We start from the raw sequence: 21,326 nt of genomic DNA on the forward strand, positions 1-21,326 counted from the left end.
ACGCCGGAACGGTGTCGATCTGGACGGTGGCCGGACGGCTGAAGAACGTCCGCTTCGCGTGCTCACCGGACGCGCTCAAGATGCCCGAGGAGCGCCTCGACGTGGTCGAGGCACTGGCCGCGATCGCCGAGAAGCACGGCCGCACCGTCCTCGAACTGGCCATCGGCTGGCTCTCCGCCCGCCCCGGCTGCGCCTCCGTCATCGCCGGCGCCACCTCCCCCGAGCAGATCCGCGCGAACGCGGCCGCCGGGGAACGCCCGCTGGACGCCGACCTGCTCGCCGAGATCGACGCGATCGCCCCCGGCCTCCCCTCGTAGGCCGTGTCGCCGAAGTCCCGCCTGGCCCGCTGCGCCCGGTGCCGCACCTCGCCGCGTTGGCGGGGCGCGACGAGTACGTCCGGTACGCGTCGCGCCCCTCCGCCTCGCGATGCTTCCCCTCGGCCCTGCGGGCCCGGGGAGGCCCCATGACACCGGACACCGCGGGGCCTGACCGGCGCTCCTTCGACGACAGAACCCGGGGGCGGTACACGCCGACGAGCGCTCCCCGCGCCCCGCAGGGCATGGGGAGCGCTCGTCGCGCGGGCGAGGCGGCGGCCGCCGCCGGGTCAGGACACGATGTCCTTGCGGGAGAACCCCCGGAAGGCGAGGGCGAACAGCACCAGCGCGTACGACACCGACACCACCGCCCCCTTGGCCATCCCGCCCCACTCCAGCTGCGGCTGCAGCGCGTCCGCCCACGCGAACTGCCAGTGCGCCGGCAGGAACTCGCGCCACGATCCGAGCGCCGTCACCGCGTCCAGCACGTTCCCGACGATCGTCAGACCGACCGCGCCGCCCACCGCGCCCAGCGGTGCGTCCGTCCGCGTGGACAGCCAGAACGCCAGCCCCGCCGTCACCAGCTGCGACACGAAGACGAAGGCGACCGCCAGCGCGAGCCGCGGCACCGTGTCCGCGGCAGGCAGTGCGCCGCCCGCCGGGAGCTTGAGCGGCCCCCACCCGTACGCGACCGTGCCCGCCGCCAGCGCCACCACCGGCAGCAGCACGATGGCCGCCAGGCTGAAGCCCAGCGCCACCACCAGCTTGCTCCACAGCAGCCGAGCCCGCGGCACCGGCGACGCCAGCAGATAGCGCAGCGAGGACCAGCTCGCCTCCGAGGCCACGGTGTCCCCGCAGAACAGCGCCACCGGCACCACCAGCAGGAAACCGGCCGACACGAACAGACAGGTCGCGGCGAAGTTCGCCCCCGAGGCCGTGGCCGTGTCGATCAGGGTGATCCGGTTGCCGCCGCCGCGCCGGCCCTCCGGGCCGCCGCCCACCGCGAACGCGATGATCATGATGAAGGGCAGCGCGGCCAGCACCCCGCCCATCACCAGCGTCCGCCGCCGGCGCCACTGCCGCAGCGCCTCCACGCGCAGCGGCAGCGTACGGCTCGCCCGGTAGCCCGGAGCCACCTCCCGCGCCGTCGTCGCCGTACTCACGCCGCACCTCCGATCAGGGTGAGGAACGCGTCCTCGAGTCTGCGGTGCGGCCCCACTCCGGTCACCGGCACCTCCAGCCGTACGAGTTCGGCGATCAGCCCGGCGGCCGTCGCGCCTTCGAGCCGTACGAGCAGACCGTCGTCCGTTGCCACCACCGAACCCACGCCCTCCAGTGCCGTCACCTTCTCGACGGTCACCTCGTCCACCGGCTCGGCCAGGGTCACCAGCAGCGTGTCGCCGCCCCCGGTGATCTCGGCCACCTCGCCCGCCGCCACGCGCTGCCCGCGGTCCATGACCACCAGGTGCGTGCAGGACTGCTCGACCTCCGACAGCAGGTGGCTGGAGACGATGACGGTCCGCCCGCCGGCCGCGTAGCGGATCATCACATCGCGCATCTCGCGGATCTGCGGCGGGTCCAGACCGTTCGTCGGTTCGTCGAGGATCAGCAGGTCCGGCATCCCGAGCATGGCCTGCGCGATCGCGAGCCGCTGCCGCATGCCCTGCGAGTACGTCCGCACCGCGCGCTCCAGCGCGTCGCCGAGCCCCGCGATCTCCAGGGCCTCCGCCATGTGCGAGTCCTCGGCCGGACGGCCGGTGGCCTGCCAGTACAGCTCCAGGTTGGCGCGGCCCGTCAGGTGCGGCAGGAAGCCCGCGCCCTCCACGAAGGCCCCGACCCGCGACAGGACCGGCGCTCCGGCCCGCACCGCGTGCCCGAACACCCGGATCTCACCGGCGTCCGGTGAGATCAGCCCCATCAGCATGCGCAGGGTGGTGGTCTTCCCGGCGCCGTTCGGCCCGAGCAGCCCCAGCACCTGCCCCTTCTCGACCCGGAACGACAGGTCCCGCACCGCGTACCGGTCCTGCGACTTCGCGTACCGCTTCGTCAGTCCCGTGATCTGGAGCGGTACGTCGGCCAGTGCCGGGTCCGGCTGCGGTACGCCGGCCCGCGCCCCGGCGGAGCCCGTCCCCGTCCGGCGGAGCCCGAGCAGCGCCGCGGCCAGGAGCAGCGCACCCAGCGGCAGTCCCCAGGTCCACGCGGGCAGTCCCGCCGTGGCGGTCCGCACCTGCGGGGCGACGGGCACGGCCAGGGGGCCGTCCACCGAGACCGTGTAGACGGCCGACGCGGCCGGGCTCGCATAGCCGAGGTCCGTGGCCGCGACCACCAGCCGCAGGCGGTGTCCGGCCGCGAAGGAGTGGTCGATCGCGGGCAGCCTCAGCCGCACGGTCGCACCCTGCTGCGCGTTCTCGACCCGCAGCGGGGCGACCAGCTGGGAGGGCAGCACCTGCTGCCGCCCGTCGGGCCCCACGTCGTAGACCTTGCCGAACAGCACGGCCGACCCGTCCGCGGCCGTCGACCTCAGCTTCAGGGTGACGGTCGGGGTCCCGGTGATCTGCAGGTCCTCCTCCAGCGGCGCCGACTCGAAGCGGGCGTTCTGCCCGGGGAAGTCCAGCGAGAGCCCGGCCCCGAAGGAGGCCAGCTGCCCGCCGATGCCGGGCAGGGAGGACAGCGCGGGCGGCGTGCCGCCCGCCGGGTTGGTGAAGGTCTGCTCCCGCCCGGTCAGGGGGAACTCCCGCGGGCCTGAAGCCAGCCCCGGGTAGCGGTCGCCGCTCGCGCCGCGCAGTATCACCTCGCCGTCGGTGGAGTCGATGCCGCCGGAACGCGAGACCCGGAACGCAGGTCCCGTGTCCACGCCCTCGTCACCCTTGAGGTGGCGGTCGAACCAGGCGGCCACCCGGGCCTCCACCCGGTCCGCCTCGCGCATGCCGCCGTCGTGCCCGCCGGCCGCCCAGTCCACCGCCACGGGTGCGCCGTTCGCCGCGATGGCGGCGGCCATGGCGTCGGCCTGGTCCAGGGGGAAGAGGGAGTCGTCCTGGCCCTGCACGATGAGGGCCGGCACCTTGATCCGGTCGGCGACCGCCGACGGGCTGCGCCGTTCCAGCAGGTCGCGGGCCTCGGCGTCGGGCTTCCCGGCGACGGCGACGCGTTCGTACATCGCGCACAGCTCCGGGGTGAACCTCCCGCAGCCGGGTCCGGCCGGGACACCGTCCTGGGGACCGGCACCGGTCGCGCCACCGTTCGCGGCGGCGGTCGCATCGGCGTTCGCGCCGGCGGCTCCGGTCGCGGCATCCGGCCGTCCGCCGCCGCCGTCCTGCGGCCGTCCGTTCCCGCTGTCCTGCTGCGCCGTCCCGGCCTGCTGCATCCCGCCGGCCGAGCCGGTGGTGAAGAAGATCCCGGACCACAGCTTCTTGAAGACGCCGCCCGGGAAGAGGGAGTCCGCGAGGTTCCAGTAGGTGATCTCCGGGGCGATCGCGTCCACGCGCCGGTCGTGACCGGCGGCCAGCAGCGAGACGGCCCCGCCGTAGGAGGCCCCGGACACCCCGACGCGCGGGTCGCCGGCCGCGTCGAGCCGCACCTCGGGCCGCGCCGCGAGCCAGTCGACGAGCCGCGAGACGTCCTTGACCTCGTGCTCGGGGTCGTTCATCCCGATCCGGCCGCCGGAGCGGCCGAAGCCGCGCGCCGACCAGGTCATGACGGCGTAGCCGTCGCGGGCCAGCCGTTCGGCCTGTTCGCGGACATCGTCCTTGCTCCCGCCGAAGCCGTGGCCGAGGAGCACGGCGGGACGTCTTGCCCCACCGTCCCGCCCGCCGCCCGCGACGAAGTAGGAGGTGTCGATGTCGGCACCGGGCATGTTCAGGACCTGGTCCTGGCGGTGCACGGCGGGCGTGTCGCCGGACGCGGACGCGGCCGTCCACGTACCGCCGCCCGCCACGACGGCCAGCGCGGCGGCGCCCGCGAGCAGTCGGTCTCGGCGCCGCCGGGGCATTCGGAGCTTCATACGGGCACCCTAAACGGCCGGTGGCCGGCGTCGGAGCACCCACAGGCGGAACCCCGGACCTTCTCAGGGAGTACTCCGGCTCCGGCGCGTACCGCACCTGCGGTACATCCGTCCGACCTGCACACCCCACCGCCGGGCGGGAGGATGGCCGCATGCTGCTGGCCGAGGTCGCTCGCGTGTCCAGGGAAGTCGCCGCCACTTCCGCCCGCTCCCGCAAGACCGCGCTGCTCGCGGAGCTCTTCGCCGCCGCGCCGCCCGAGGAGGCCGGGCTGGTCATCTCCTACCTCTCCGGACGGCTCCCGCAGGGCCGGCCCGGCATCGGCTGGCGCACCCTGGCCCAGGAGAGCGCACCGGCACCGCAGCCCACCCTCACCGTCCGCGACGTCGACGCGGCGGTGAGCGCCCTCGCCGCGGAGGCCGGCGCCGGCTCCGCCGCCCGCCGCAGTGCCCTCGTCGCCGGCCTCCTGGGCGCGGCCACCGAGGCCGAGCAGGCCTTCCTGCGCAGCCTGCTCTCCGGCGAGGTACGCCAGGGCGCCCTCGACGCCGTGGCCCTGGACGGTGTGGCCGCGGCCGCCGGAGTACCCGCCGCGGAACTGCGCCGGGCGGTGATGCTGGACGGCTCCCTGGCCCGGGTCGCCGGGGCCGTGCTCGCCGAGGGCCCCGATGCGCTGCGCGCCGTGACCCTGCGGGTGGGCCGTCCCGTCCAGCCGATGCTGGCGGGCACCGCCGGATCGGTCACCGAGGCGCTCGCCGCGCTCGGTCCGTGCGCGGTGGAGGAGAAGCTCGACGGGATCCGGGTGCAGGTCCACCGGGAGGGGGACGACGTACGGGTGTACACGCGCTCCCTCGACGAGATCACCGGGCGGCTGCCGGAAGTGGTGGAACTGGCCCGCTCGCTGCCGGGGGAGCGGTTCATCCTCGACGGAGAGGTCATCGGGCAGGCGGCGGACGGCCGCCCCGTCCCCTTCCAGGAGATCGCGAGCCGGGTCGGCTCCCGGGTGGACGTGGCCGCCGCCCGGCGGAGGCTGCCGGTCGTCCCCTGCTTCTTCGACGTCCTGGCCGCCGGCGGCGACGTCCTGCTCGACCTGCCGGTCCGCGAGCGGTACGAGGCCCTCGCCGCCCTCGTGCCCGAGGCCGCCCGGGTCCGCCGCCTGGAGGTGCGGGACCCGGCGGCCCAGGAGGCCGACGCCGTGGCGTTCTGGGCCGAGACCCTGCGCCGCGGCCACGAGGGCGTGGTGGTCAAGGCCCTGGACTCGGCGTACGCGGCCGGCCGGCGCGGCAGGCACTGGCTGAAGGTGAAACCGGTGCACACCCTGGACCTGGTCGTGCTCGCCGCCGAGTGGGGCCACGGCCGGCGCACCGGACTCCTCTCCAACCTGCACCTGGGGGCGAGGGCCGCCGACGGCACCTTCGCCATGCTCGGCAAGACCTTCAAGGGCCTTGACGACGAGATGCTGCGCTGGCAGACGGAGGCGCTGCGCGCGCTCGCCACCTCGGACGACGGGTTCACCGTACGGGTCCGGCCCGAACTGGTGGTGGAGATCGCCTACGACGGCCTGCAGCGCTCGCCGCGCTACCCGGCCGGAGTGGCCCTGCGTTTCGCCCGCGTGCTGCGGCACCGCCCGGACAAGACGGCGGAGCAGGCCGACACCGTCGAGACGGTCCTGGGCCGGGGGAACACCCCCTGAGGGCGCCGCCCGGCATGTCCGAAGCCTTGCACCCCCGGCGGGTGGCCGGAGCGCCGCTCCACCGCCGGCCCGGGGCTCCGGAGGCGGACATCCGGAAGGCGCAGGCGGACAACCGCGGTGAAGGCCCGGATGCCGGCCGACCGCGGCATCGAACCGTCGTAGGACGGCGATAGACGCGCGGGCCAAGGTGGCTGTCCACGTGCCGGGCCCTGACGGACGGCACGCACGCACGCACCACGACGGGCCCGCCCCCGCTCCCGTCACCCGCTCGACCGTGCCCGTGTCCGTGACCCGTTGTGCCAGGAGCCGCCATCGTGGACGTTGACTCCGTGCTGTCCCCCCGGGCCATCCCCGGCACCGACGCGCCCCGCGGCGCCGTACCCGTACCGAGGGAGACAGGGCGCCTGCACCGGGCCCGGGCCGCGGCCGCCGCGGTCCTTCACGGCTCCGGCGCCGTCGCCGCCGCCCTCCTCGCCATCGCCGCCATCGGCGTGGTCCTCGGCGAACCGGTCCTCATACCCTCCCTGGCCGCCAGCGCCGCCGTGCTCCACTACACCCCGGCCCTGCCCACGGCCCAGCCCCGGACCGTGGTCGTCGCCCACCTCCTCGGCGCCGCGGCCGGTTACGCGGTCCTCGCTGCCCTGCCGGGCAGCCCCTGGAGCGCGGCCCTGGCCGCAGGGCTGACCTTCGCCGCCACGAGCCTCACCCGGACCCAGCACTCGCCCGCCTGCGCCACCGCCGTCGTCGTCGTGTTCCAGGCCCCGGCCCCCGAGCGGTTCGTCCCGCTGCTGTTCTGTGCCACGGTGGTCCTCGTCCTCGGCGGTCTCGCCGCCTCCCGCCTGCACCGGTCGGCGCCCCGGTACCCCGTCCGCTGGTGGTAGCCGCGGCCGCCGCGATGGACGCGTGCAGGACAGTTTGCCTCAGAGGCAAGGAGGTTTGCCAGGAAGGCAAGACTCTGGCTCAATCGGGGCATGAACCCCGGTCCCGCCCCCGACCGCTCCGACGACACGGCCGACGAGCTGCCCGCCGTGGCACCGCAGCTGCGCGAGCTGCGCCGCCGCGCCGGTCTCACCCTGGAGGCCGCCGCCGTCCGGGCCCGGCTTTCGCCCGCCCACCTGTCCCGGCTGGAGACCGGGAGGCGCCAGCCCTCGCTGCCGCTCCTGCTGGGGCTCGCCCGCACCTACGGTACGACGGTCTCCGAACTGCTCGGCGAGACCTCCCCCGCCGCCGATCCCATCGTACGAGCCGGCGGTCCCGGCGCCCGCGAGGCCGACGGCTGGACGTACTGGCAGGCGGGCGGCGCCGGCCGCGGGATGCAGGCGCTGCGCGTGCACGTCCCGTACGGCCGCGGCCCGGACGAGCTGGTCCGCGTCCACCCCGGCGAGGAATGGCTGCACGTCCTCCAGGGGCGGCTGCGCCTGCACCTGGGCGAGGCCGAGTACCTGCTGGAGCCGGGGGACAGCGCCCACTTCGACTCCCTCACCCCGCACCGGATCGGCGCCGCCTCCTCCGGCGGGGCCGACCTGCTGTTCGTCCACACCCTGCTCCAGAGCAGCCTTGCCGGGCTGTGCCTCGGCGGGGCCCCGACCACCACGCACCACTGACAGGCGAGGAGCCACTCATGACCCCCGTGCCCCCTGCGGACAAGCCCGTCGGCGTCCGCGCGCGCTTCGAGGCCACGTTCCCGCGCGGCCTGATCATCCGGCTGATCGCCTACCTCTTCGTCGGCCACCTCTTCGCCTTCTTCGTCTACCTCCTCTTCGTCCTGGGTGGCCAGAACCAGTAACCGCCCCGAGCGCACGAGTTCGGGCCTCACGGCTATGGAAAGGTGCGGGGCCGGTGGCTACCCTCCGCGCATGATTCCCACGGTTGTCTGGGGTACCGGCAATGTCGGCCGGCTGGCCATCCGCGCCGTCACGGCCCATCCCGCGCTGAAACTCTCCGCCGTCATCGTCCACAATCCAGCCAAGGTCGGCCGCGACGCGGGCGAACTCGGCGGCCTCGACCACCTGTTGGGCGTCGAGGCCACCGACGACGCCGAAGCCGTCCTGGCCGGCCGCCCCCGCGCCGTGGTGTACGCCGCGTCCGGGGACGTCCGGCCCGACGAGGCCCTCGCCGACATCACCCGTGCGATCCGGGCGGGCGCGGTCGTCGTCAGCCCGGCCCTCTACCCGCTCTACGACCACCGCAGCGCCCCGCCGGAGTTCCGCGACCCGGTGCTGGCGGCCATCGCGGAGGGCGGCGGCTCGCTCTTCGCCTCCGGCGTCGACCCCGGCTGGGGCAACGACGTACTCCCGCTCCTGCTCAGCGGACTCGGCACCACCATCGACGCCATCCGCTGCCAGGAGATCTTCGACTACTCCACCTACGACCAGCCGGACTCCGTCCGCGACCTCGTCGGCATGGGACACCCCATGGACTTCGAGCCGATGATGCTCATGCCGTCGATCCCCACCATGGTCTGGGGCGGCCAGATACGGATGATGGCCCGGGCGCTCGGCGTCGAACTCGACGAGATCCGCGAGACGTCGGAGCGCCGCGCCCTCGACACCACCGTGACCACCCGCACCATGGGCATCTTCGAGGCGGGCACCCAGGGCGCCATCCGCTTCGAGGTCCAGGGCGTCGTGGCCGGTGAGCCCCGCATCGTCATCGAGCACGTCACCCGCATCCACGCCTCCTGCGCCCCGGACTGGCCCGTACCGCCGGACGGGGGCGACGGCGCCCACCGGGTCGTCATCGAGGGCCGCCCCCGCATCGAGGTCACCGTCGAGGCCACCGACGAGGGCGAGAACCGCTCGGCCGGGGGCAACGCCACCGCCGTCGGCCGTCTCGTCGGCGCCATCGACTGGCTCACCGAGGCCGAGCCGGGACTCTACGACGCCCTTGACGTCCCGCTGCGCCCCGCCACCGGCAGACTCGGAAGGAAACCGTCATGAGGATCGACATCCCCGAAGGCCAGCACCCGATCGAGTACGTGTGGGGCGACATGGTGCCCGGGATCGGCATGGCCGCCGCCAACTTCTCCCTGTCGGTGTACGCCCACACCACCCTGGGGCTGCGCGAGTTCGAGGCGGCCCGGCTGCGCGTCGCTCAGATCAACGGGTGCGTCTTCTGCCTGGACTGGCGGACCGAACGGGACGGGGAGAAGGTCGAGGAGGAGTTCGCCGACGCGGTCACCGAGTGGCGCACCACCGAGGCGTTCGACGAGCGCACCCGGCTGGCGGCGGAGTACGCGGAGCGGTACACCCTCGACCACCACGGGCTCGACGAGGAGTTCTGGGACCGGATGACCGCGCACTACAGCCAGTTGGAGATCGTGGAGCTCACGATGAGCATCGGGTCCTGGCTGGCCTTCGGGCGGCTCAACCACGTGCTGGGCCTCGACAGCGTCTGCGTGCTGCCCGGGCACTGAGCGGGCCCCGGGCGCGGGCGGGGCATGGAAAAGGGGCCGTTCGGCACATCCGAACGGCCCCGGCCGCTGGGGGGAGGGCACGGCCCTACGGGAGGTCGGTGGCGATGATCTTCTCGATGTTGCGCTCGGCGAGCGCGGTGATGGTGACGAACGGGTTCACGCTGGCGTTTCCGGGGATCAGCGCGCCGTCGATCACGTACAGACCGGTGTAGCCGTGCAGACGGCCGTAGTTGTCGGTGGCCCTGTCCAGAACGGCGCCGCCGAGTGGGTGGTAGGTGAGGGTGTCGTGCCAGATCCTGTTACCACCGAACAGATCGGTGCGGTAGATCGTCCCCTCCCTGGAGTTGATCTTGTCGAAGATGGTCCTGGCCATGGAGACGGACGGCTGCTTCCAGGCCGTCTGCCAGCTCAGGTCCGCCCTGCCCGCCGCCGCGTTCCAGGTGAACTCGGCGCGGTGGGGGTTCTTCGTGATCGACAGGTAGAAGGAGGCGTAGGTCTCGATCCCGGTGGGGAGCGGGGCGACCTCGGCGAAGGCACCGCCGGCGTCCCAGTTGTCGATGCCGGAACAGGGGATCGTCGACTGGAGCTTGCCGGTCGGGTCCCACATGTGGTTGGCGCGGCCGCACATGACGTTGCCGTTCTCTCCCCAGCCCTTGCCCACCTCGTCGTTGAGGTTCGCCAGCGCCCCGGTCGCCTTCAGCTTGACCAGGAGCTTGGCTGTACCGACGCTGCCGGCCGCGAAGAACACCCGGTCGGCGGTGACCGTCTTGGTGGCCACGGTGTCCCCGGTGGTGCTGATCTGGTCGATGGCGACCGTGTAGCCGCCGCCCGCGGCGGGGGAGACCGTGGTGACCTTGTGCAGGGGGGAGACGGTGACCCTGCCCGTGGCCCTGGCCTGCGCCAGGTACGTCTGCACCAGCGACTTCTTGCCGTGGTTGTTGCCGTAGAGGATCTCCCCGGCCAGCGCGGACCTGGTGACGGTGCCGGCGGCCTCCCGCTTCATGTAGTCCCAGTCGTACACGTCGGGCACGAAGGTCCAGGCGAAGCCGGAGCGCTGGGCGTGCTTGCGGCCCACGCGGGAGAACTGGTAGCAGTCGGCGGTGTCGAACCAGGCCGGGTCGACCGTTCCCACGCCGAGCCCGGTGTTGGCCCGCGGGTAGTAGGTGTCGTACATCTCGTCGGCGTTCACCGACGGGAGGACGGCGGCGAAGTTCGCCCGCCTGGGCGTGACCGCCATGCCGCCGTTGACGAGCGAGCCGCCGCCGACGCCGCGGCCCTGGTAGACCGTGATGCCGGCGAAGTCCTCGGCGTCCAGGATCCCCGTGTACCTGGGGACGTCCTTGTCGATGGGGAAGCCGAGGAAGTTGCTGAGCGGGGCCTTGGTCCGGGTGCGGAGCCAGAAGGAGCGGTAGTCCGGGCTGGTCACCTTCGGGAAGATCTTGCCGTCCGGGCCAGGGGTGTCCCAGTTCATGCCCATTTCGACCATCTGTACGTCCACTCCGGCCTGGGCCAGCCGCAGCGCCGCGACCGAGCCGCCGTAGCCGGTGCCGATGACCAGGGCCGCTACCCGGGCGCCGTCGGTGATGGGCCCGGCCGCGGCCTCCGCCGCCGCGGCGGAGGCCGGTGTGATGTGACCGGATAGTGCCACAGCCCCGATAATGGAACCTGTTCCACCCAGGAAGCCGCGACGTGAAATTCCATTGGAGCCTTTTTTGGTCAGGGTGTTGTCACCCATGTGATGTTCCTCACTCTCGATGGAATGGGAACGAGTTCTACTGCTGCCCGCGTGTGAAGTCACTACATACGTCTAGGTAACTTTCGGTCGATCAGTGGCCCCCGGCGGCCGGTTCCCGGCCCCGGACCCAGCCCAGGACGAGCAGTGAGGCGACCGCCGCGAAGGCGCACCAGGTGGAGGCGAATTCCAGCCGCCACAGCGCTGAGCAGGCCAGTGCCCCCACCGCGCGCACCACGCCGAGGGTCCGCAGCCGCCGGTCCCCGCCGAGCAGCAGCGCGCCCAGGGTGGCGAACAGGTAGCCCGCCAGGACCAGGGGCGTCCACGGAACATTCACGCCGTAGCCGATGGTGCGGCCCCGGATCTCGGCGGTCACCGGCCCGGCGCACCCGGGCCACGCAGACGAGTCCGACGGCGGCGACGGCCGTGCCCGCCACCAGATCGGCCGTCGCGCTCCAGCACACGGGATCAGCCCGGCGCCGTACGGTCACCCCGCTCGCGGGGTTCGAGCGGCGGGGAGGACAGCGCGCAGTGCGTGTGGCACCGCGGGTGGCACGCCCCGGGCGCGGGCGAGCGTACGGTCGCCCACGCCACGGCCGCGCCGGCTACGAGGGCGCCCGCGCACCATGGCATCGCCCGTCCGAAAGCGGCGTCGAACTGCGTGGCCGAGAGGTACGACTCCGGCCCCATCCCGGCCAGCAGCGGCAGCGCCGCCACCGCGAGCAGCCCGGCCGCGCGCGCCGCGGCGTTGTTGATGCCGCTGGCCAGGCCCGCCCGGCCCGGGTCCACCGAGGACAGCACGGTCGCGGTCAGTGGAGCCACCAGGGTCACCATCCCGAGCCCCATCACCACCATCGCCGGCAGCACGTCCCCCGCGTAGGAGGCCCCCGGGTCGATCCGCAGCGTCAACAGGGTCCCCGCCGCGCACAGCAGCGGTCCCACGGTGAGCGGGACGCGCGGCCCGGTCCGCTCGCCGATCTCCCCCGAGCGGGCCGACAGCAGCAGCATCAGCAGGGTCGTCGGCAGCAGGGCGGCCCCGGCCGCCAGTGCCGAGTACCCGGCGACCACCTGGAGCTGGAGCACGACGAGGAAGAAGAAGCCGCTGAACGCCGCGTACACGCACAGGGTGACGAGGTTGACGGCCGTGAACTGCCGGGAGGTGAAGATGTCCGGCGGCACCATCGGATCGGCCCGGTGCCGCTCCACCCACACGAAGGCGGCGCCGAGCAGCACACCGCCCACCGCCGCGGCGATCACCGGTGCGGTGCCCGACGAGGCCTCGATCAGTGCGTAGGTGACCAGGCCCAGGGCGCCCGCGCCGAGCACCGCCCCGGCCACGTCGAAGCGTCCGTGCGCCTGTGGGTCCCGCGACTCCGGTACATGCCGCAGCGCCACCGGTACGCACAGCGCGGCCACCGGCACGTTCAGCAGGAATACCCACCGCCAGCCCGGCCCGTCCACCAGCCAGCCGCCGAGGAACGGTCCCACCGCCGCGCCGACGCCGCCCAGCCCCGACCACAGACCCACCGCGCGGCCCCGGTCCCCGGCCCGGATCGAGCCCTGGATCAGGGCGAGCGAGCCGGGTGTCAGCAGCGCTCCGCCCACGCCCTGCAGGGCCCGGGCGGCCACCAGCACCCCGGCGTTCGGCGCGATCCCGCACAGCAGGGACCCCACCGCGAACCACACCGTGCCCAGTACGAAGATCCGGCGGCGGCCGAAGCGGTCGCCCAGCGCCCCGCCGACGAGGATCAGGCCGGCCAGGGTGAGCAGATAGGCGTTCACCGTCCACTGCAGCGCCGCAAGATCGGCGTCGAGATCCTCCCCGATGCGGGGGAGCGCCACGTTCACCACCGTCGAGTCCAGCATGGCCATGGTCGACCCGAGCACCGTGGCCAGCAGGATCCACCGGCCGCGCGCCGAGGCGAGCGGGACGGCGGGCTCGGGCGGCACGTCGGGCGACTCGGCGGGCACGGTCATGCCTTCAGGCTGGCCCGCCGCGCGCCGAAGGGCCAGCGGGGCGCCCCGGTCCGCGGGGCCGAGGACGGCTCGGGACGGCTCATTAGGCCCTCTTGTAATGGACATGACGTCTCGTTCACCATGACCCGCGCACGTCACGCGCACCCTTCCCGCACATCCCGCACACGGCGTACGAGGAGACAACACGTGGTCCGACGCGACAAGCGGTCCTCACGAGCCCTACGGCCCACAAGGCCAGGCCGGCCCGCACGGTCCTTACGCACGGCGCTCGCCGCCCTCACCTCGGTCCTGCTGCTCCCGCTCGGCGCGGGCGCCGCCGCGGCCGCACCGGATCCCGGCACCGGCGCGCCGAGCGCGGCCGAGCGCAAGATCGAACCCAAGCTCCGCGCCCAGCTCGACAGCTCCGCCAAAGCCGTCTTCTGGGTCTACCTCGACAGCGCCGCCGACCTCACCGCCGCGGGGAAGCAGCAGACCCGCGCCGCCAAGGCCGAGACCGTGCTGAGGACGAAGAAGGACCACGCCGCGCGCAGCCAGGCCGACGTCGTCAAGGCCCTGGAAGGCGCCGGGGCCGAGTACACCTCGTACTGGATCGTCAACGCCGTCCGCGTCGTCGGCAGCGAGAAGCTCGCCGGGACCCTCGCGCAGCGCCCCGAGGTGGCCCGGATCGACGCCGACGACAAGGTCGACCTCCCCAAACCGGCCGAGGGTACGCGCGAGAAGGCCGTCGCCGACGCCGTCGAATGGAACATCGACCGGGTCAAGGCCCCGCAGGTGTGGGATCAGACCGGGGTCCGCGGCGAGGGCATCGTCGTCGCCAACATCGACAGCGGCGTCGACTTCACGCACCCGGCCGTGGCGGGCCAGTACCGCGGCCGGAACGCGGACGGCACTCACTCCCACGCCTACAACTGGTTCGACCCGGCGGGCGTCTGCGCGGGCGCCGCTCCCTGCGACAACAACGACCACGGCACCCACACCATGGGCACGATGGTCGGCGACGACGGCGGCGCCAACAAGATCGGCGTCGCCCCCGGCGCCAAGTGGATCGCCGCCAAGGGCTGCGAGTCCAACTCCTGCTCCGAGGCCTCGCTGCTCGCCTCCGGCCAGTGGATCGTCGCCCCGACCGACCTGAACGGTCAGAACCCGCGACCCGACCTCGCCCCGCACATCGTCAACAACTCCTGGGGCGGAGCGGGCGGCGACAGCTGGTACCAGCAGATCGTCGACACCTGGCGGGCCGCCGGCATCTTCCCGGCCTTCTCCAACGGCAACGCCGGACCCGGCTGCAACACCAGCGGCTCACCCGGTGACTACGCGAGCTCCTACAGCTCCGGCGCCTTCGACATCAACAACGCCATCGCCTCCTTCTCCTCGCGCGGCGCCGGTCCCGGGGGCATCGTCAAGCCGAACATCTCCGCCCCCGGCGTGAACGTCCGCTCCTCCGTCCCCGGCGGCGCGTACGAGGCCTTCTCCGGCACCTCCATGGCCTCGCCGCACACCGCGGCCGCCGTGGCCCTGCTGTGGTCCGCCGCCCCGGCCCTCGAAGGCGACATCGCACAGACCGAGTCCCTCCTCGACGGCACCGCCCTGGACACCGACAGCGGCCAGTGCGGCGGCAACGCCGCCGACAACAACGTCTTCGGCGAGGGCCGGCTCGACGTCCTCGCCGCCGTGGGCGCCGCCCCGCGCGGCGCGCTCGGCGCCCTCGGCGGCACCGTACGCTCCGACGGCCAACCCCTCGCGGGCGTGAAGGTCACCGCGGACGGCCCGATCGACCGTACCGCCACCACCGCCGCCGACGGCAGCTACTCCTTCCCGGCGCTCTCGGTGGGCGAGTACACCGTGACCGCGGCCAAGTTCGGCTACGGGCAGCAGACCACGACCGCCACCGTGACCGAGAACGCCACCGCCACCGGCGACTTCACCCTCACCCAGGCCGCCTCCGGCAAGGTCACCGGCACCGTGGCCTCGGCCTCCGGCCCGGCCGCGGGGGCCGCCGTCACCATCGCGGACACCCCGGTCACCGCCACCGCCGACGCACAGGGCCGCTTCGAGGTCACCCTGCCGCACGGCACCTACCGGGTGAACGCCACCCACACCTCCCGCTGCCTCAGCCCCGGCACCGCCGAGGTCACCGTCGGCGGCGACACCACCGTCGCGGTGAACCTGCCCGAGCGCACCGACGGCTACGGCTACGCCTGCGCCACCGCCGGCGACCGGCCGTACGCCGAGGGCAGCCGGCAGCTCGCCCTCACCGGCGACAACACCACCGAACGGGTCGACCTGCCCTTCCCGCTGCCGCTGTACGGCAAGACGTACGCCCAGGCCTGGATCGGCACCAACGGCACGGTCAGCTTCGGCGGCAACCACACCGGCGACATCAACGGCGACCTGCCGAGCACGGCCACGCCCAACGCGGCCCTCTACCCCTTCTGGGACGACCTGGTCGTCGGCGCGGCGGGCAGCGGCTCGGGCGTCTTCACCGCGGTCACCGGCACCGCCCCGCACCGCAGTTACGTGATCGAGTGGCGCGAGGTGTCCCACTGGTCGGCGCAGGCCGACAAGTTCTCCTTCTCCGCGGCGATCGGCGAGGACGGCACCGTCACCTACTCCTACAAGGGCACCGGCGGCACCGGCATCAAGGGCGGCTCCACGGCCACCGTCGGCGTGGAGAACGCCACCGGAACCGACGCCTTCAAGTACTCCTTCAACACCCCGGTCATCACGGGCGGCCTGTCCATCGCCTTCCGCACCACCAAGAGCGGCGTGGTGGCGGGCCGCGTGCTCGACGCCAACGACGGCAACGGCATCGCGGGCGCCACGGTGACCGTCGGCACCGGCGACACCGCCGTGTCGGCGACCACGGCCGCCGACGGCGGGTACGTCGTCCAGAGCCCCTCCGGCTCGCGGAGCGTCTCCCTCGCGGCGCCGCAGTACCAGTCCGCCACGGCGACGGTGGACGTCAGGGCCGCAGACGTCACGACGGTGACGCAGTCCCTGCGCACCGGCCGGGTGACGGCCTCCCGGCCGGCGCTGGAGGTCGTACTCCCGGCCGGCCAGCAGCGCACGCGGACCCTGGATCTCACCAACCCGGGCCTCGGCACGGCGTTCACGGTGTCCGAGGACGCGGCCTGGCTGACGGCCACACCGCCGAGCGGTGACCTGCCGACCGGCGGGAAGGTCCCGCTCACCCTCTCCGTCGACACGACCGGGCTGGCTCCCGGCACGGTCCTCACCGCCGACCTGAAGATCGCCTCGGCGAGCGGCCGCACCCCGGTCCTCACCGTCCCGGTCAAGGTCGTCGTCCCCCGCTACCAGGTCGCCCTGGACGCGGGGTCCGGCTACGGCACCACCGACGCCCTCGGCGACGCCTGGTCCCCGGACCGCAAGTACACGGCGGGCTCGTACGGATACCAGGGCAACAGCACCGTGCAGTCCACCGGCCGCACCATCGCCGGCACGGACGAACAGCGGCTCTTCCGCAACGCCCGTGAGGGCATGTACGAGTACCGCTTCGACAACGTGCCGAACGGCACCTACACGGTGGAGCTCGGCTTCGCGGAGCTCTCCTCCACCAAGCCGAACAAGCGCGTCTTCGACGTCCTGGCCGAGGGCACACAGGTCCTGCCCTCCCTCGACATCGCGCTGGAGGCAGGCACCTACAAGGCCCTGACCCGCACGTACACGGTCACGGTCACGGACGGGGTGCTCAACGTCCGCTTCGTGACGCACTCCGGATTCGGCAAGCCCCTGCTGAACACCCTCCGGGTGACCGACCGGCCCGACCAGGGCTGACCGGCCGGCACGGTGAGGGGGCGGGGCGCCCACCGGCCCCGCCCCCTCCTCCCGGCCCCGGGCCGGTTCCCTCCGGTCCGGGCCCGGTGGCTTCCGGCCCATTCGGGTGGCGGGAGCGGCGGATCCGCGCGACCTGCCGCGGGCCCGCGGCGCCGGTGGTTAGCGTGAACCACCATGACGCTCCTGAGCGACCAGGCAGACGCCGTCCGGGCCCTCGTGGAGTCCGCCGATCCCGGGGCGGTGTGGGCCGTCGGCGGACCGGACGGCCCGTACGCCGGTTCGGACGGCGCCGACGACATCCTCGACGTCGGCGGCCTCACCACCGTCCTCGCCCTCTGGCCGGCGGTCGGGACCCTCGTCGACGAGGGCGCGCTGAGCCTGCACACCCCCCTGGCCGCGTACGGGGACGAGGCCGCGGCGGGCACCCCCGCCGGGACCACGCCCCACCAGCTCCTCACGCAGCCCGGTGGCACCGCCGCCCTCACCCGCCTCGTCGAACACCTCTCCGGCAGCACCCTCGCCGACCTCGCGGCCGTACGCGTCTGGGCCCCGCTGGGCATGACCCGCACCCGCCTCGCCGACGGCACCCTCCGCGCGCCGCTCGCCGACCTCGTCCTCTTTCTGCGGAACCTCTTGCACCCGAGCGCACCGAGCGACCCCAGTAGTTTTGGTGGCCCCGGTGGCCCCGGTGGCCCCGGTGGCCCCGGTGGCCCCGGTGGCCCCGGTGGCCCCGGTGGCCCCGGTGGCCCCGGTGGCCCCGGTGGCCCCGGTGGCCCCGGTGGTCCGGCCGACCCGCATGCTCCCGCCGATCGCGGCGACGCGTTCCGCCCCGCACGCCTCACCCACGCCTGGACGGCCGAGTCCCTCCGCATCCGCACGGGCGAACTCACCCCCGCCCGCGGGCTCCTCTGGCACCCCGCGCCCCACGGCGTCTGGACGCACCACGCCCCGGCCGACCCGGGCCCCGCCGTCTGGATCTCCCCGCGCCACCACCGCTGGGCCGTCCTCCTCCCCGCCGTCCGCAGCCCGCTGCGCACCACCTTCCGCGAGGCCGTCTTCACCCCGGACGCATCCGCGCGGAGCAGCCGGCCGGACGGGATCCCCCGGGCGTAGCGCTCGGAGCGCGCACTCCGCGGGCGGGACGTACGGTGATGCCGATGTCACCGGCCGTTGTCGTCGTTCCCGTCGCGGAGGTACACGGATGCGTACGGTCCAAGGGGCCGCCCTCGACGGGCTCAGGGCCCGGGTACGGGCCCTCGCGGAACGGACCGGACTGCCGGTGCGGTCCACGCGGGGCGAACCGCGGACGTATGGCGGACCGGCCGTCCGGCCACGTCCCACGGAGCTACCGGTCCGGACACCCCCTGGCGGAGCGCCACTCGCGGACCCCGGCCCGGCCGCGCCGCCGCGCACGGACACCCCCGCCCGGCGGACATCCGTGACCACCCCGCTCCGACGCCGGCCGGCCGTGCCCGCCCGGACCGCCGTCCTCATGGCGCCCGCCGTGTCCCCCACGGCCGCGACCACCGTGTTCGCCGCCCTCGGCGCCCTGCTCTCCGGCACCGGACGGCCACGCACCCTCCGCCGGCGGTCCGACGAGGTGCGCGCCTCCGCCGCCGCCCTGCGCGCCCTGCGCGCACGCCACGGGGAGGCGCCCGCACTCGTACGCACCCGGTCAGGGAAGACACTGCTCGTCCTCCTCGACCCGCGGGACCTGCGCCGCTTCTACGCCGAACCCGTCACCGTCCTCGCGGCCGACCCGCCGCGCAAGTGCCGGGGCCTGAGCATGTACGAGCCCGACCCCGACGGGGACAGCACCGGCTGCGCCCGCGGTGAACAGCGCGCCGAGCGGCGGCGGATGAGCGCCGACGTGCTGGCCCCGGGACAGCCCGTGCACCCCGCGGCCGGGCCGATGCTCACGGTCGTGTCCGACGAGGCCCGGTACCTGAGCGCCGCCGGGACCCTCGAACTCGCCCGCGCCCGGTACGCCGTGAGCCGGGCCGCCCGCCGGATCGTGCTCGGCGACCCGGCCGCCGAGGACGACGAACTCGCCGGATGGCTCACCCAGCTGCGCGCCGAGGACAAGCGCCTGCGCGGCGGCCCGAGGCGCGCCGCGCGCTCGGTCCACGACAAGGCCCGGGCCCGCATCCGGGAGTACGTCCGCCGCGCGGGCGAGGACACCCTCGCCGGCCGCGCCGCCCGCCTGGCCGACGCCGCCTGCGCCGGTACCGGCGGGGCCGTCGACCCCGGCGACGAGGCCCGGCTCTGGCTGCTGGCCATGGACGCCGTGCCCGAGACCCTGCTGCGCACCCTGCTCCTGCTCGGCGCGCACCCCTGCGAACAGGACGCCGCCGCGGCCGAAGCGGCCGCCGAGGTCGCCGCCGGTCCGGCCCGGGGCGAACTGCCCAGGCTACGGGCCTGCGTCCGGGAGTCCCTGCGCCTGTACCCGGTGGTGCCCGAACTGATCCGGGTCACCCTCGCCGAGACCGAATGGCAGGGGGTGCGCCACCCGGCCGGCACCTCGGTGCTCCTGCCCGCCGCGTTCCACCAGCGCGACCCCGAGCGGGTACCGGCCGCCCATGTCTTCGTACCGGGCCGCTGGAAGAACCCGGGTGCCGACCAGGACATCCGGATGGCGCCCTTCAGCCACGGCGGCGGCCGCTGCCCCGGAGACCAGCTCGGACTGATGATCACCGCTGCCTTCTGCGCCGAGGTGCTGCTCGGCCATCGGATCACCGGCACCCGGCCGGTCCTGGACCCCGTGGGGCCCCTGCCCGTGACGCTCGACCCGCACGGCGTCCGGCTCACCCTCACCCGCCGCTGACTGCCGGCCGTCACGCAGGCGCCACCCGTCGTACCCGCCCCACCCGTTCCGTCCTGCTCCCTACGCCTTCAGATCCCTGCCGAAACCCACGAGGAACCCATGTCCGACGCCGCGACCTCCGCGTCCACCGCCCCGGACGCCGACCAGCTCGACGCCCCGTGCCGCGCACTTGCCGAGGCCGCCGACGCGGTCGGCGAGGCCGCCCGCTACGCCTCCGGCCTGGCCTTCGGCGCCCGCCTGCCCGCGGCGGCGCTCGCCCGGGCCGGCCGCAGCAGACGCGGCTGGCGCACGCTGCTGCGCACCCTCACCGACCCGGCGGGCCTCGGATGGGCCGCGCGCGGGCGGGGCGCGGCCCGTGCAGGCCGGTTCGCCGGGGTACTGGCCGGCCGGGAGAGCCTCGCCATCAGCATCGCCGTCTGCGGCCTGAAGGCCCGGATCCGGGCCGCGAGCGCCTGCCGTCCCGAACTCCTGGAGGACCCGGGCTCCGCGGCGGTGCTGCGGGCCGCCGAGGCCGGCCGCCAGGCCGAGGCCGTCCGGCTGTTCCGCGACATCGTGCGCGAGCGGGGCAACGAGCACGCCTTCTCCCTGCTGGCGCCGTCGTTCGCCGACATCCTCGCCTGGAACGCCCTGACCGACGCGAACCCCTTCAACGACCACGCCGGCTGGCAGGTCGCCACCGGCCGGGCCGAGACGGCGCCACCGCTCCTCGGCCTCGGCGCCGCCCTGCGGGCCTTCTGCGACCGCGGCCCCGGTCTGCCCGTACGGCCCCCGGCGGGGCCGGTACCCGACCGCGGTCCCGTCCGGCGGCGTGCCGCGGCCGGACCGCCCCAGCGGCCCCGTCCGCTCCGGCCGGCGCCGTGGCCCGCGGGCGGGAACCTGCGCGACCACGCCGCCGCGCTGCGCTCGCACGCGGTCCGGCTGCGCGGGGCCGCGGCCTGGTCGCCGGGGTGGCAGGGCCGGGAGACCGCGGCCCTGCGCGCCGAGGTCGAGAACCTCGCAGCCCGCTGCGCGACGGCGGCGGGCGGCCTCGCCCTCGCCGCCGCCCAACTCCAGGACCCGTGACGGCTGCGGGACCGCGGCCGGCCCCGGCCTCGGGCGCCGTGCGGCCGGCTGCGCAATGGATCACCGGCAAGCCGCTTCGGCATAATGACCGCGAACGGCAGAAGCACTGGAGACGCCGGGGCACATGGTGGTCCGGCAGGAGAGGGAGCCCCCGATGGACGTGCAGCACTTCGAGCGGATCACCGCTTTCATCGAGGCGCGGCTCACCCCGCTGTTCGACGAGGCGACGGGCAGCGAGCACGGCTTCGCGATGGACGACACCTCCCGTGCGCTGCGCGCACTGCGCAACTCCGTCCTGGAGGCCTCGGCCGTCAAGGGCCTCATCGAGAAGCGGGAATCCTCCGAACCGGCCACGCGCCGCGTCATCGACCAGTCCGTGGAGCACAACTGGGACGTGCTGCGCGGCATCGCCCGCCAGTGGGAGGATCACGCCGACTTCCGCCACGAGTTCAAGCACCACGCCTGGGAGCTCGACCACCACCACGCCGCGGCGGAGGTCTGAGCCCCACGGCCTGACCG

Annotated in this window: 17 protein-coding genes and 1 pseudogene; 12 read left to right on the forward strand and 6 right to left on the reverse strand. The window is 74.4% G+C overall.

Going from position 1 to position 21,326, the window contains the following annotated elements; genetic code table 11:
* Positions 1-317: aldo/keto reductase (locus AAT21_RS29205; RefSeq protein WP_046779986.1), on the forward strand; the 317-nt coding region annotated here is incomplete at its 5' end.
* Positions 318-604: 287 nt separating this feature from the next.
* On the opposite strand, the gene AAT21_RS29210 is transcribed toward AAT21_RS29205, so the two are convergent.
* Together AAT21_RS29210 and AAT21_RS29215 are read right to left on the reverse strand one after the other, a co-directional pair.
* Entirely contained in the window at positions 605-1,477 is an 873-nt protein-coding gene (locus tag AAT21_RS29210; protein WP_046779987.1) for an ABC transporter permease, read from the reverse strand.
* Complete coding sequence (locus AAT21_RS29215; RefSeq protein ID WP_046779988.1) at positions 1,474-4,314, reverse strand: alpha/beta fold hydrolase; 2,841 nt, start codon at positions 4,312-4,314, stop codon at positions 1,474-1,476. Before AAT21_RS29215 ends, AAT21_RS29210 begins: the two co-directional genes overlap by 4 nt.
* A 152-nt stretch (positions 4,315-4,466) precedes the next feature.
* Between AAT21_RS29215 and AAT21_RS29220 the strand changes: the two genes are divergently transcribed.
* The 6 genes from AAT21_RS29220 to AAT21_RS29240 all read left to right on the forward strand — a co-directional run bounded on the left by AAT21_RS29220 (position 4,467) and on the right by AAT21_RS29240 (position 9,417).
* Positions 4,467-6,002: an ATP-dependent DNA ligase gene (locus tag AAT21_RS29220; protein ID WP_046779989.1), complete on the forward strand. Its 1,536-nt coding sequence runs from the start codon at positions 4,467-4,469 to the stop codon at positions 6,000-6,002.
* 314 nt (positions 6,003-6,316) lie between these two features.
* Complete coding sequence (locus AAT21_RS29225; protein ID WP_235439265.1) at positions 6,317-6,883, forward strand: HPP family protein; 567 nt, start codon at positions 6,317-6,319, stop codon at positions 6,881-6,883.
* Between the two features lie 90 nt (positions 6,884-6,973).
* Positions 6,974-7,606, forward strand: coding sequence for a helix-turn-helix domain-containing protein (locus AAT21_RS29230; RefSeq protein WP_046779990.1), 633 nt, complete (start codon positions 6,974-6,976; stop codon positions 7,604-7,606).
* A 17-nt stretch (positions 7,607-7,623) separates the two neighbouring features.
* On the forward strand, positions 7,624-7,788 hold the full coding sequence (locus AAT21_RS38265; RefSeq protein WP_167350634.1) for a DUF6126 family protein: 165 nt from the start codon (positions 7,624-7,626) through the stop codon (positions 7,786-7,788).
* Positions 7,789-7,858: 70 nt separating this feature from the next.
* A complete protein-coding gene (locus AAT21_RS29235) occupies positions 7,859-8,941 on the forward strand; it encodes an NAD(P)H-dependent amine dehydrogenase family protein (protein ID WP_046779991.1) in 1,083 nt (360 codons plus the stop codon).
* On the forward strand, positions 8,938-9,417 hold the full coding sequence (locus AAT21_RS29240; RefSeq protein ID WP_046779992.1) for a carboxymuconolactone decarboxylase family protein: 480 nt from the start codon (positions 8,938-8,940) through the stop codon (positions 9,415-9,417). The genes AAT21_RS29235 and AAT21_RS29240 overlap by 4 nt, the downstream gene beginning before the upstream one ends.
* An 85-nt stretch (positions 9,418-9,502) precedes the next feature.
* Here AAT21_RS29240 and AAT21_RS29245 read toward each other — a convergent pair whose 3' ends face one another.
* The 4 genes and pseudogenes from AAT21_RS29245 to AAT21_RS29255 form a co-directional block, all read right to left on the reverse strand.
* Entirely contained in the window at positions 9,503-11,152 is a 1,650-nt protein-coding gene (locus AAT21_RS29245) for a GMC oxidoreductase (protein WP_046779993.1), read from the reverse strand.
* Between the two features lie 91 nt (positions 11,153-11,243).
* Positions 11,244-11,525, reverse strand: coding sequence for a DUF6629 family protein (locus tag AAT21_RS29250; protein ID WP_052758034.1), 282 nt, complete (start codon positions 11,523-11,525; stop codon positions 11,244-11,246).
* Between the two features lie 37 nt (positions 11,526-11,562).
* Positions 11,563-11,640 (reverse strand): annotated as a pseudogene (locus AAT21_RS40100) (hypothetical protein); the annotation flags it as partial.
* Complete coding sequence (locus AAT21_RS29255; RefSeq protein ID WP_046779994.1) at positions 11,618-13,126, reverse strand: MFS transporter; 1,509 nt, start codon at positions 13,124-13,126, stop codon at positions 11,618-11,620. The pseudogene AAT21_RS40100 and the gene AAT21_RS29255, both read right to left, overlap by 23 nt.
* A 186-nt stretch (positions 13,127-13,312) precedes the next feature.
* Here AAT21_RS29255 and AAT21_RS39770 point away from each other — a divergent pair, with 186 nt between their 5' ends.
* The 5 genes from AAT21_RS39770 (at position 13,313) to AAT21_RS29280 (ending at position 21,309) form a co-directional block, all read left to right on the forward strand.
* On the forward strand, positions 13,313-16,921 hold the full coding sequence (locus tag AAT21_RS39770) for a S8 family serine peptidase (RefSeq protein ID WP_046779995.1): 3,609 nt from the start codon (positions 13,313-13,315) through the stop codon (positions 16,919-16,921).
* A gap of 174 nt (positions 16,922-17,095) precedes the next feature.
* Positions 17,096-18,034 carry a serine hydrolase domain-containing protein gene (locus tag AAT21_RS39415; RefSeq protein ID WP_063838160.1) on the forward strand — a complete coding sequence of 313 codons (939 nt, stop codon included), beginning with the start codon at positions 17,096-17,098 and terminating at the stop codon, positions 18,032-18,034.
* Positions 18,035-18,359: 325 nt separating this feature from the next.
* On the forward strand, positions 18,360-19,745 hold the full coding sequence (locus tag AAT21_RS29270; protein ID WP_046779996.1) for a cytochrome P450: 1,386 nt from the start codon (positions 18,360-18,362) through the stop codon (positions 19,743-19,745).
* A gap of 99 nt (positions 19,746-19,844) precedes the next feature.
* Complete coding sequence (locus AAT21_RS29275; RefSeq protein ID WP_052758035.1) at positions 19,845-20,807, forward strand: hypothetical protein; 963 nt, start codon at positions 19,845-19,847, stop codon at positions 20,805-20,807.
* Positions 20,808-20,961: 154 nt separating this feature from the next.
* Positions 20,962-21,309 carry a hypothetical protein gene (locus tag AAT21_RS29280; protein ID WP_046780199.1) on the forward strand — a complete coding sequence of 116 codons (348 nt, stop codon included), beginning with the start codon at positions 20,962-20,964 and terminating at the stop codon, positions 21,307-21,309.
* Positions 21,310-21,326: the final 17 nt, after the last annotated feature.

Origin of the sequence: Streptomyces yangpuensis, assembly GCF_001005295.1 — a bacterium.
In the GTDB taxonomy this organism is placed as follows: domain Bacteria; phylum Actinomycetota; class Actinomycetes; order Streptomycetales; family Streptomycetaceae; genus Streptomyces; species Streptomyces yangpuensis.